We start from the raw sequence: 12,154 nt of genomic DNA on the forward strand, positions 1-12,154 counted from the left end.
CAGCGCAAAGCTAAGCGTGGCGGTACAAAATAATGTACCTTTAATAGTTTAGTTTATTTGGGACTAATGAGCCATGCCGCGCCATTCTATTTTGTCGTCCACGGAATTGGGAAGCCTGTTCGAAATTCCAGATGATAGAGCTTTTATGCTTCAGCATTACACTCTGAGTGATTCTGATAAATCCATAGTCCATCAACATCGAGGGGCATCCAACAAGCTAGGCTTTGCAATTCAACTTTGCTACATGCGTTACCCTGGAGTGATATTGGGTATTAACGACGAACCATTCAAACCCTTACTTTTCATGATGGCTGCTCAACTTAGTATATCAGTGGACTGCTGGAATGATTATGGTCAGCGCGAGCAAACAAGACGAGAACATATTGCCGAATTGAAAAAAGTTTTTGGGTTCAAACTATTCACCTTGAGTGACTATCGGCAATCGGTCAATATGATGGTGGATTTGTCCCTTCAGACAGATAAAGGTCTTATTTTAGCCACAACTCTCGTTGAAAATTTACGACAAAAATCAGTCCTTTTGCCAGCTATAAATGCAATTGATAGTATTTGCGCAGAAGCAATCACATCTGCCAACCGCATAATTTATACTGCTTTGACGAGCTCACTTTCAGAAACTCATCGTCAAAATATAGATGCTTTGCTGAACCGTAAAGAGGGCAGCAAACTGACAATATTGGGGTGGCTTAGACAGTCACCAGCTAAACCAAACTCAAAGTACATGCTTGAGCACATTGAGCGGCTGAAGTGCTTACAAGCCATCGATCTACCTGAAGACATTGGAAAACACGTTCATCAAAATCGCTTACTGAAAATTGCTCGCGAAGGTGGGCAAATGACTCCTGCTGATTTGGCCAGATTTGAATCTCAACGTCGATATGCCACTTTGGTAGCAATCGTTGTGGAGAGTATGGCCACGATCACCGACGAAATTATTGACCTGCATGATCGCATTATTGGAAAGCTATTTGCTATCGCAAAAAATAAACACCAGCAACAATTTCAATCATCAGGTAAAGCGATCAACGACAAAGTGCGTTTGTATGGGCTTATCGGGAAAGCCTTGCTAGATGCCAAGCAAAATGGCAGTGATCCGTTTGCCGCCATCGAAACTGTTATTTCATGGGATGCTTTTGCAGCAAGTATTACTGAGGCAGAAAAACTGGCGCAACCCGAAGACTTTGATTTTTTACCACGAATTGGCGAGAGCTATGCAACTTTACGCCGTTACGCGCCAGAACTTCTTGCCATACTTAAATTGCGTGCTGCCCCAGCAGCAAAAGATATGCTTGCCGCTGTAGAGTTGCTCCGCAGCATGAATGTTGATAATACACGAAAAATCCCCTCTAATGCTCCAATAGCGTTTATCAAAAAACGGTGGGCAAGACTAGTCTTTACCGATGATGGTATTGATCGCCGCTATTACGAAATATGTGTGTTATCTGAACTTAAAAACTCGCTACGGGCTGGGGATCTCTGGGTACAAGGCTCTCGCCAATTCAAAGACTTCGATGAGTATTTAGTGACTGCTGATAAATTTAATCAGCTAAAACAGTCCAATGAGTTACCTCTAACCATTACTACTGATTGTGATCTATATTTGCAAAGTCGCCTTTCACTATTGGAGCAGAAATTAGCAATCATTAATCGCATGGCAGCGACCAACGATTTGCCTGATGCGATGATCAATCAATCTGGTCTAAAAATAACACCTCTCGATGCCGTGGCTCCTGATACAGCCCAAACTTTAATTGACCAAACAGCAATGCTGTTACCACATATCAAGATCACCGAATTATTAATGGAGGTCGATGAATGGACAGGCTTTACTCGACACTTCACTCATTTGAAAACGGATGACACTGCGAAGGATAAAGCGTTATTGCTCACGACCATACTGGCTGATGCAATTAATTTAGGGCTGACGAAAATGGCCGAATCATGTCCTGGTACAACTTATGCCAAACTCTCATGGCTACAGGCTTGGCATATCCGTGATGAAACTTATTCAACGGCATTGGCCGAATTGGTGAATGCTCAATTGAAACAACCTTTCGCTGAAAACTGGGGAGATGGCACTACCTCCTCATCAGATGGCCAACGCTTCCGCGCAGGTGGCAGAGCTGAAAGTACAGGACATATCAATCCAAAATATGGCGCAGAGCCTGGAAGGTTATTTTATACACACATTTCTGATCAATACGCACCATTTAGCAGTAAGCTGATCAATGTGGGCGTTCGTGATTCAACCTATGTTCTTGATGGGCTGCTGTATCACGAGTCTGATTTACGCATCGAGGAACACTACACCGATACGGCTGGATTCACCGACCATGTTTTTGCACTCATGCACATGCTAGGGTTTCGATTTGCACCACGAATTCGTGATCTGGGCGATACGAAACTCTATATTCCAAAGTCAGACATAGACTATGCCGCACTTAAACCCATGATTGGCGGCACACTGAATATCAAACAGATTCGTACTCATTGGGACGATATTTTGCGTCTGGCCGCATCAATCAAGCAAGGGACTGTCACAGCGTCGCTAATGCTACGTAAACTCGGTAGTTATCCACGACAGAATGGTTTGGCATTGGCATTACGAGAGCTGGGGCGTATTGAGCGCACACTGTTTATCTTGGATTGGTTGCAAAGCGTAGAACTACGCCGTCGGGTTCAAGCTGGATTAAATAAAGGTGAAGCCCGTAATGCATTAGCGCGCGCCGTTTTCTTTTATCGATTGGGTGAGATTCGAGATCGAAGCTTTGAGCAACAGCGTTATCGAGCCAGTGGCTTGAATCTAGTGACCGCCGCCATTGTATTGTGGAACACGGTTTATTTAGAGAGAGCGACTAACGCCCTACGAGGGCATGGTCGCACAGTCGATGATACCTTGCTGCAATATCTGTCACCGCTGGGGTGGGAGCACATCAATTTAACTGGGGATTATCTATGGCGAAGCAAAGCCAAGATAGGTGGTGGAAAATTTAGGCCATTGCGCGCAATTGAAAAACCTTAGCGTGCTATATTTTCCGTTTCCTGAGACGACCCCTACAAGGGCCGTAAGCCGTCACTGACTCCTGAACAAGTGGCTCTGCTGCATCAACGTCTTGAATCTGGCGACTACAAAACCAAGCGAGCATTGGCGAAGGAGTTTGGGATTTCTGCGCCAACGCTGTATCGGTATCAGTAGTAGTTCCAGCTATTTGATATTATTTGTCTATCTATTGAAAATTTTTCTGAGTAAAACAGGGTCGGCATCCTGAACTGAGCTTGCTCCAATTTTATTTGCTGCTAACCGTAAACAGGAATCGACCGATACAAACCAACTTGCCATCAAGTAGTAACTGAACCGATACTGTCGTAATGCGCCGACCCGCACGAACAATACTGGGGACTGCCTGTAACGTACCTATAAATGCTGGCCGCAGGTAATCAAAGGTCATCGTGGAGCATAAGGGCAGCTCATTATCACCACGCTGACGGGCAAGATAGGCGGCGGCGGCCACTTCACCAAAACTCGCGAGAATGCCGCCATGAAACGTGCCAATCATCGGGTTGCCGATATGCGAATCACGAAAGTCCATAAAGTACTGTATTTCTCCATGTTGCATTTCCTCACGAAAACCTAGAAAATCGACAAAAGGCTCGTCACACAATTTTAGTGGGGGTGTTTCCGCGCTCATCTGATTTACTATACTCATATCACTCGCCTCGCGCTTCATTGCTGTCAAAAGAGGGTCCCATCGTGCCGATTGCGAAAGAACCAGTGACAGTAGCCAGTAGCTCACCACTGTCTTCTGCAACCGCTCGGCCCGTGATAAAGGCCACCGTATCGGTTCTACCAATGCAATCCACTATCGCCTTTAAACCTACCGCAGAGGGAATACGTCGCAAAAAATCGACACGCAAATCAATAGTGGCAATCGGCTCTAACGACCGCAATGACGAAAAAATAGATAAGCCGCAAGTCGTATCCAGCAGCGTCACCAAAGCCCCTCGATGCAGTGAGCCTTTACGGTCAGAGAGTTGCTCAGAGAAGGGCATCGTCATCTCGGCATGACCATCGCTCACTGCACCAACACTAATATTGAACATATTGAATAAAGGGTGATTAGTACCAAAAAACGCCTTAGCCATGGTCAGGTGTGCCGTGTTATTACTGTCCATTTTTGAACTCCCGCCATTGCTGGCTGATTTTATTGCGAAAAAATTAGCGGCACGTCTCAAAGTGCAAGGGCGGCATCTGTATAATTACGTTCGGCCTGCATCACCGCCACAATGGCCTCTTCAATGGCGGCATATGGAAAGTTTGTGCTTTCCGAGGCAGACTTCAAACACATGGCTAATGCCGTCCATGCTTTTTCGCAAGCCCTCATTAACAGGGGCAGTCGATATTGCTGTACACTTGCGTCATAGTGAACCGCTTCATCAAGGAATTCAGCGTACATTTTGCGGAAGCCGCCGCCACCTGTGCCACGCTTTTCAATAATTTGGTAGGCAAATCGGGTCGTCCAGTGCCAATCGCCTGTGGCTCCCCAACGACTCAGTTCGGCCAGCCATGTTTCCAGTGCCGATATGCCACTCACAGCTAATGACTTGGCGTTGTCATGGATGACACCGGTAATCATCTCGGGGGTAATTTCGCCTTGAAACGCGGTGGGCGTGAACATATTGCCATAGTGAATAAATGGGGCTGTGTAGAAAAACGTGCGCGGGTCAGTGCCTCTCGCGTCACCGACAAAACACTCGGACGCTCGGTATCGGTGACAAATACCGCACCTGTCTCTGGATTTCTCGACCAAGCGGCTATGGCGTGACCGGGAAAGTGCGTGCTGCTGTTGAAGTAAGGTAAATAAAAAATATCCGTCAGCAACAGGGTGGGGTGACCCGCATCCAAACATTTCTCCAGCGCGGTGGCTGCCGATTCGGGTGACTCGAAGGTTTGCCACTCAAAGGGTATACCGATACTTTCAAATACGCGCGCTTCAAACCCCAAAGACCGCACATGCACTAAAAATGGCACAGGGGCGTCAGCCATTTCCAAATAGGTCACGCCAAGCCCTGAGCCTAATCCAAAGCACATGGCCTCGGAAATATTCAGCCCATTAAACTCGAGCAAATCACGAATTGCGGAGCTGCCACAATGCCTCCCGATGGCGTGCGTGATACGGGATGGAGTCTTATAGTTGGTCACAGGTTTTTTGCCTCTTCGTGAAAATCTGGATTAAGGATGCCTCTTGTCATCATCTGCCATATCGCATCCGCGATCTGTTCAAGATTGTACTTACCATTTTCTTTATACCAAGTGGCAGCCCAGTTTATTGCTCCTAGCCCAATCAGTCTTAACAGATCTGCATCCACATCGTTTCGGATACAACCATAAGACTGCAGATCATCAAGAATTGTCTGCCAATATCGCTCGTATCTGTCTCTCTCAGCAATAATCTGCTCACGTGCGACTCCATGTACCGAGCGCCACTCAAACAACAACACATAAACCATATCGTCACCCGACATAAGGATATCGACATGTGTCTGCAGTGCCGATTGCATTTTTTTGAGTGGATCTTGAATCGCGGAAGTCGCCTCAACAATCCTGTAAATAGTTCTCTCAATAGCAAGCCGCATCATATCAACCAAAATATCGTCTTTACTACGATAGCGGTAATGCAGACTGCCTGGAAGAATACCACAAGCACTGGCAATTTCTCGCACACTGGTACGCTCAAAACCCTTTTCTCGAAACAGCTTGGCAGAAGCGGCTAATACTCTCTCGCGGTCAGCAACTTCGACTCGCGTAGATTCACTACTCAACATAGTTTGACTCATAACATTATATCAATAAGACAGGTTACTCGACTTGGTCAAGTCGAGTCGAGTCTTTCACGGTCTCTCCTGATCTATACAGCTTTTGCAATGGGGACATTAAAAACAATTCGTGACGCTTCCATAGGGTCTTGATGCTTATCATATTCAGCCAGCCAAGAATTAACCTTTTCTGGGATTTCGGTGTCGCTAGGATGGAAACCTGGCTTAAACCAGTCCAGATAGCGTGGAATAAGTCTGGTAATCAGGCCACGTGGTCCATAGAGGCGATAAAATCCCTTAGCAAGCACCAATGGCTGACCTTGTAGTTTGTCAATTTTCAACATATGCCAAAGAACTGAGCCAACCACCGCATGTACCAGTAGCGTTCCGATAATCAAAGCAGATGCGCGGGTGAAATACCCCCCACCTGCCGCTGTTTCGTAAACATCAAAGGCTACTGTTTTGTGTTCGACTTCTTCTACCCCATGCCACATGAACATGGCACGCATTGCGGGATGAGCATTCTTGAACATCTCACCCTCACCCTCCATAGCACCCTCGCCTAGTACAGCAGTAATATGTTCAAAGGCAGCTGTCATGGCCAACAGATACTTGGCGGGCAGGTGTTTTTGGGAGAGCCGAATAAATAATTTGAATCTTGCGATGACCTTTTCGACATGAATGCCTTGCGACTGCATCACCGCATTATACTGGTCATGCACAATGCCATGTTGCGCTTCTTGGCGAAAAAAGTTTTTGATATCTTCTCTCAGTTTAGGATCTGTGACCAGATCCTGATAGTTACGCACCGACTGAATAAAAAAACGCTCTCCATCGGGGAAGTGAATAGAAAGTGCATCAAAGAAGCGTGTTAACACCGGGTCACCGTCGTTCCAAAAAACTGGAACATCACTTAAATCAAACCGCGGCTTACGTGGCTGGATATTGATCATATGAGTCATGGCGAGAGTTTCCTTGTAAAGGCATCGAATGTCTGTAAACCTGCTATCACATTTGACCTTGAGCAATATTTTTCACCTTGGTCAGGCACAGCAAATATCACACAAGAATTCAACGGGTATTGGTCAAATGACCAAATGCATATTTTGAATATATATTGGTCGATTGACCAAATGTCAAGCCTGTCCTCAAAATTTGATAGAATGAGTTAACAACGCAGCAGGTGAGCCAGATCATCTTTGACATCGAATATAGCTACCAGACCTTTTGGCAGAGGTGTTTTTTTAATGTTAGTTTTTTTACATTAGAGTGTGTTGACGTTTGAAAATATTGATTGCAAATTGGAGGCAGACTCAGAGAATTAAAGCTCTCCCCATCCGAGTCCACCATGCCACGCTTTATGCTGAACGACCAACATTGAGCAAAGATTTCTCCTATGCTCAAGCAACAGGACATTGATCACAAACCAAATTTACGGCTCACCGTAGAAGCCATGCTCTACAGAATGTGGGTGAAATGTCCATGGCTAGACCTACCTCCTGACTGAGTTTGGTCAGCAGCCTAATCTCTACAAAAGATACAACGACTGGTCAGCAAAAGGTTTTTTCCAAAGCATACTCAGGGTTTTATCTACTGACTCTGATATAGAGTAGGGGTTATGGATAGCAATTACGTCAAGGCACATCAACATAATGCACGTGCTGCAACTCACGATCAGGAGGCGATTGGCTTAAGTCGAGGTAGCAAGACAAGTAAGATCCATCTTGCCGTAGATGGGTATGGATTACCCATCGTGTTTGCGATCACGGGTGGTGAATTACACAAAGCCAAAGCTGCACCTGACTTGCTCTCACAGGTATCTATCGATGCCATTCTGATTAACATCTGAATCAGCGTAATGCAAATCTAGCCTGATGTAGTTTTAAGCTACCCCATCAACGCCTGTACCGCAATCGACTCATCCGCCAACCGCAGTGGATCGACCGCCGTACCAGCCGTGATCAGCTTTTTGCTTAGCATAAACTCCTGCGGACGATTCACACAATCCGCCGCAATCAGGCGACCCGCCTGCAAATAAAACGCTGCAAAGCTACGCCTTTGCTGCACATCACCCCGAATCACGATCTGATCATACCCCTGACTGAGTCCCGCAATCTGCAACTTTAGATCATACTGATCTGACCAAAACCAAGGCAAACTCTTCGAGGTCCGCTGTAAGCCACACAAGGTCGCCGAGGCAATTTTGGCCTGTTCATTGGCGTTTGGTACCGACTCCAAGCGCATCCGCCGCTGATAAATCGGATTAAACGCATTGGCACAATCCCCGATGGCCACAATCTCTGGCGCACTGGTACGGCAATACTCATCAATCACAATACCATTGTCCACCTGCAAGCCCGCGTCCAGCGCCAACTCGATATTCGGTACAACCCCGACCCCGATGATCACCAGATCTGCATCGAACATCGAACCATCGGCACACAGCACCGCTTGCGCCCGCCCCTCACCCGTGATCGCCGTGACCGACACACCGGTATGAATCGTCACACCCTGTTCGCGATGAATCCGCGTATAAAAGTCCGACACTTCCGGTGCAGTTACCCGCTGCAAAATCCGCTCGGCGGCTTCCAAGACCACCACCTGCATGCCCTGCTCGGTCAATGCGGCGGCTGTTTCAAGACCGATATAGCCACCACCGATCACCACTGCTTTGCCGTTGGGTTGTACAAATGGCTGGATAGCCTGTACATCGCTGATATTTCTAAGATAATGCACACCTGCCAAATCAGACCCAGCCAGCGACACCGTCCTGACTCGTGCACCGGTACACAGCGCCAACTGGTCATACGCAAGCGTACTGCCATCTTGTAGTGTCACGCTGCGCGCTGCCCGATCAATCGCAACCACCCGCCCGTGCCGAAATTCGATCTGATTTTTTTGATAAAAAGCGGCTGGCCGAATCAATAACTCATCGACCAGTTGTGCACCGCATAAAAAGGTCTTGGACAACGGCGGTCGATGATACGGCAAATACGGCTCATCGCCGATCACCACAATCTCGCCCTGCCAGCCATCTGGCCGCAGACTTGCCGCCAACTGCGCCGCAGCATGACTTGCGCCAATGATGACGATTGTTTGCATATGAATTCACTCAGTTCATGGTTGATGCACAGCATCAATTGTTGCCGACGACAGTTGCAAAATGCCTCTGTCGCCTATTTTGATACCTACGCTTTGGCAGTCAGTTTGACCATCATCTTGGCATAGCCGCGCACAAAGTTAGATTGCACAATTTCTGGCTCACCCAAAACCTCAATATTTTCAAAACGCTGAAGCAGCTCTTCCCATAAGATTCGCAACTGCATCTCGGCCAAGCGATTACCCATACAGCGATGCACACCAAAACCAAATGACAGATGATTACGCGCACCTTTACGATCAATGATCAATTCATCAGGTCGCTCAATCACTCGCTCATCGCGGTTGCCAGAAACGTACCACATCACCACCTTGTCGCCTTTTTTGATGGTCTGACCGTTAAGCTCTACATCTTGCTTGGCAATCCGACGCATATAGGCCAGCGGGGTTTGCCAGCGAATAATTTCGGATACCATGTTCGGGATCAAGCTCGGATTGTTTTTGAGTTTGACGAACTCATTTGGAAACAGGTTAAGTGCGTATACCCCACCCGTCATCGAGTTGCGTGTGGTATCGTTGCCGCCGACAATTAGCAAGACCAAATTGCCCATAAACTCCATCGGCCGATAAATCAGGTCTTTAGTCGCTTCGTTTGACTGCATCAAGCTGATCAAATCATAGCCCATTTCAGCGCCTGCAGATTTTTGTGCGGCTTTTCTATGCCATAACTCCGCAAAATGCTTTGCTGCATCGACTGCTGCATCAAAAATCTCATCCAAATTTGTCACTGTCCCACCTGTGGCCTCCGCAGTGCCAGCCATCAAGTCTGACCATTCAACCAATTTGTGCCGCTTTTCGTATGGGAAATCAAATAATGTTGCCAACATACGGGCTGTCAGCTCAATCGAAACATTCTGCACCCAATCAAACGGCTGATCCGTTGGCAACTGATCCAAAACCTCTTGCACGCGTAGCCGAATCAAACCCTCTAGCTCTTTGAGATTTTTTGGTGCGACTACATCCTGTACGGCCTGCCGCTGCACATCGTGCTTGGGTGGGTCCATTGCAATAAACATTTCAGCATCTAACCCAGGAGGGGTGTTGCCAATCGCGATCACAGGTTCAGCTGAAAAAATCTCATGATTTTTATCGACATAGACAATATCATCGTAACGCGTGACCGACCAAAATGCCCCAAACGGACTGTTGGCTTGATAATGTACCGGTGCTTCATCACGCAGCCGCTTAAAGTAAGACTGCCATTTTTTTTGCTTGTATAAAAATGGGTTGCTAACATCAATCTCAGCAAGTGCCAGTGTTGCAACTTCTGGAATCGGTTGCTCGATAAATGCAGGAAATTCTTGCACGTTAAACACACGGAATTTGGCTTTTTGCATCCACTGAATGCCGCGAACCTGCGTGTGCAATGGGACAAAACGGGTCACTTGACCATGCAAAAACTGCTTGCCCGTTTGAAACTGCTCATTAGACTTGACTTTATCCGTAACCGTGGTTGCTACGTCTGCAGCGGTGCTGGTGACAGTTTGGGTTATTTTCTCAAAAATTTCTGCGACTGAGTTCATGATGGTCTCCTGACTGAGCATCGTTGACGAGGTGTGTTTGTTAAGGCGGTTGATCCGCTGGGTTACAGCTGACGTGTTACATCTGAAACTCAGGCAGATGTACCGTCATGCCATCCATTGCATCGGTCACTTGGATACAACACGCCAAACGTGAGGTGGCAGCACGCTCTGGGGTCATTTCCAACATCTGCTGCTCATTCGCTTGTGCCGTACCCGCAACATCCGACCACTCAGCACTGACAATCACGTGGCAGGTACCACAGGCGCATTCGCCACCGCAATCCCCATCAATTCCGGCAACACCGTTTTCAACCGCCAACTGCATTAGTGACTTACCCGCTTCGATTGCAACGCTGGTTTGTGCACCATCGTGGGCAATAAATGTAATTTGGCTCATGGCTACGACTCCGATTTGGCTTAATTTCACTGTTCAAGCTCAAGATTACGCACTCTCTGCGGTTCTGTAGAGGTTATTATTTGACAAATAGAGGTCATAAAAAGACAATATTACCTCGTCAGCCAATAAAGCATATTCCATGTATCAGACTCACTCAGGCAAAGAACCCGCGATCATTCCGTGTAGCTATACCCGTTTGATCGGTCGAGAACTGGACTTACAAGCGCGCGATCTGCCGAAATTATTAAAATTCACTGCGCTGACCACTGAGCAACTGATGCGTGATGACACCATGATCACGGCCAGCCAACAGATTCAAATCTTACAAAATAGCTTGGAGTTGTCCGCATCCGATCAGTTTGGCTTGCGTTTAGGGCAGCGGCTCACGCCGTCAACACATGGCTCGATGGGCTTTTTAATCAATAGCAGCCCGAACTTATTGGCCGTGTTACAAGCGTTTCAAACTTTTTTGCCGACCCGTATGAGTTTGATTAGGCTCGAAACACACACCAATGCTGAGTGGACGACCTGCTTGATTTTCTTTGAGCAGACCTTGAGTCATGCAGTACATCGGCTACTGTCCGAAACTGTTGCGGTGATTTTTTCGGAATGTGCCGAATTTATTGTTGGACGACCGCTGACCGAGGCGGTGATTCAGTTTAGCCATCCCGCCCCCGATCATCATGCCTGTTACGCGGATTATCTTGCCGGTACCTATCAGTTTGATCAGCCACAACTGTCGATCCGAGTGCCGACCGAGTTGTGCTTGATTGCCAATGCATCCGCGCAGCACGATAGCTATCTGCTGGCGATGCAACAATGCGAAATGATCCTCAACCGGCTCAAGACCCAACAACACAGCACCACCTACCAAGTGCAAAAAGCCATGCTGTCCTATCCGCTCGGGCAACTGAGTGAAGAGGATCTGGCTGCAGCCTTGTTTATGAATAAGCGTACGCTGGCCAGACGTCTGGTCAAAGAGAACACGAGTTACCGGCTGATTCGAGATCGGATTTTATCTGAGAAAGCCAGTAGTTATTTACATGACCCTCAAATATCGGTCGAGGCAATTGCCAGCTTACTGAATTACCACGACTCTGCTAATTTTCGGCGCGCGTTTAAACGCTGGTTTGGTGTATCACCAAGTGCTTATCGGCGAAAAATCACCCATCGGCAAGAAGAAAATGACCTGAGAGAATGAGGTTGTTCGTATGATTGTTAATACGTTGAAACATCAATACGC

At 47.2% G+C, this 12,154-nt stretch carries 10 protein-coding genes and 2 pseudogenes; 4 read left to right on the forward strand and 8 right to left on the reverse strand.

Features of this window, described 5'->3' with window-relative positions; genetic code table 11:
- The first annotated feature begins 73 nt into the window (after positions 1-73).
- Together TOL5_RS22000 and TOL5_RS22005 are read left to right on the forward strand one after the other, a co-directional pair.
- Positions 74-3,040, forward strand: coding sequence for a Tn3-like element ISAcsp1 family transposase (locus TOL5_RS22000; protein WP_004726714.1), 2,967 nt, complete (start codon positions 74-76; stop codon positions 3,038-3,040).
- Positions 3,041-3,091: 51 nt separating this feature from the next.
- Positions 3,092-3,214, forward strand: a pseudogene (locus tag TOL5_RS22005) (helix-turn-helix domain-containing protein); the annotation flags it as partial.
- Positions 3,215-3,305: 91 nt separating this feature from the next.
- Here TOL5_RS22005 and TOL5_RS22010 read toward each other — a convergent pair.
- The 5 genes and pseudogenes from TOL5_RS22010 to TOL5_RS22030 all read right to left on the reverse strand — a co-directional run bounded on the left by TOL5_RS22010 (position 3,306) and on the right by TOL5_RS22030 (position 6,794).
- The gene (locus tag TOL5_RS22010) at positions 3,306-3,725 is read right to left on the reverse strand and encodes a PaaI family thioesterase (protein WP_000029507.1); all 420 of its coding nucleotides are present in this window, start codon (positions 3,723-3,725) and stop codon (positions 3,306-3,308) included.
- A gap of 1 nt (position 3,726) precedes the next feature.
- The gene (locus tag TOL5_RS22015; protein WP_000378064.1) at positions 3,727-4,191 is read right to left on the reverse strand and encodes a PaaI family thioesterase; all 465 of its coding nucleotides are present in this window, start codon (positions 4,189-4,191) and stop codon (positions 3,727-3,729) included.
- Between the two features lie 56 nt (positions 4,192-4,247).
- Positions 4,248-5,218 (reverse strand): annotated as a pseudogene (locus TOL5_RS22020) (BtrH N-terminal domain-containing protein).
- Positions 5,215-5,841 carry a TetR/AcrR family transcriptional regulator gene (locus tag TOL5_RS22025; protein ID WP_000952904.1) on the reverse strand — a complete coding sequence of 209 codons (627 nt, stop codon included), beginning with the start codon at positions 5,839-5,841 and terminating at the stop codon, positions 5,215-5,217. Before TOL5_RS22025 ends, TOL5_RS22020 begins: the two are co-directional and overlap by 4 nt.
- A gap of 83 nt (positions 5,842-5,924) precedes the next feature.
- Complete coding sequence (locus tag TOL5_RS22030) at positions 5,925-6,794, reverse strand: metal-dependent hydrolase (RefSeq protein WP_000149466.1); 870 nt, start codon at positions 6,792-6,794, stop codon at positions 5,925-5,927.
- 656 nt (positions 6,795-7,450) lie between these two features.
- On the opposite strand from TOL5_RS22030, the gene TOL5_RS22035 reads away from it, so the two are divergent.
- Positions 7,451-7,681 (forward strand): IS5 family transposase, encoded by a 231-nt coding sequence (locus TOL5_RS22035; protein ID WP_004656998.1) that lies wholly within the window; start codon positions 7,451-7,453, stop codon positions 7,679-7,681.
- 38 nt (positions 7,682-7,719) lie between these two features.
- On the opposite strand, the gene TOL5_RS22040 is transcribed toward TOL5_RS22035, so the two are convergent.
- The 3 genes from TOL5_RS22040 to TOL5_RS22050 all read right to left on the reverse strand — a co-directional run bounded on the left by TOL5_RS22040 (position 7,720) and on the right by TOL5_RS22050 (position 10,911).
- The gene (locus TOL5_RS22040; protein WP_001193555.1) at positions 7,720-8,934 is read right to left on the reverse strand and encodes an NAD(P)/FAD-dependent oxidoreductase; all 1,215 of its coding nucleotides are present in this window, start codon (positions 8,932-8,934) and stop codon (positions 7,720-7,722) included.
- A gap of 86 nt (positions 8,935-9,020) precedes the next feature.
- A complete protein-coding gene (locus tag TOL5_RS22045) occupies positions 9,021-10,514 on the reverse strand; it encodes a cytochrome P450 (protein ID WP_001089493.1) in 1,494 nt (497 codons plus the stop codon).
- A gap of 76 nt (positions 10,515-10,590) precedes the next feature.
- Positions 10,591-10,911 (reverse strand): 2Fe-2S iron-sulfur cluster-binding protein, encoded by a 321-nt coding sequence (locus TOL5_RS22050; protein ID WP_000078398.1) that lies wholly within the window; start codon positions 10,909-10,911, stop codon positions 10,591-10,593.
- A 139-nt stretch (positions 10,912-11,050) separates the two neighbouring features.
- Between TOL5_RS22050 and TOL5_RS22055 the strand changes: the two genes are divergently transcribed.
- A complete protein-coding gene (locus TOL5_RS22055) occupies positions 11,051-12,112 on the forward strand; it encodes an AraC family transcriptional regulator (protein ID WP_004656993.1) in 1,062 nt (353 codons plus the stop codon).
- The last annotated feature ends 42 nt before the right edge of the window (positions 12,113-12,154 follow it).

Origin of the sequence: Acinetobacter sp. Tol 5 (assembly GCF_019702905.1) — a bacterium.
Lineage (GTDB): Bacteria > Pseudomonadota > Gammaproteobacteria > Pseudomonadales > Moraxellaceae > Acinetobacter > Acinetobacter bereziniae.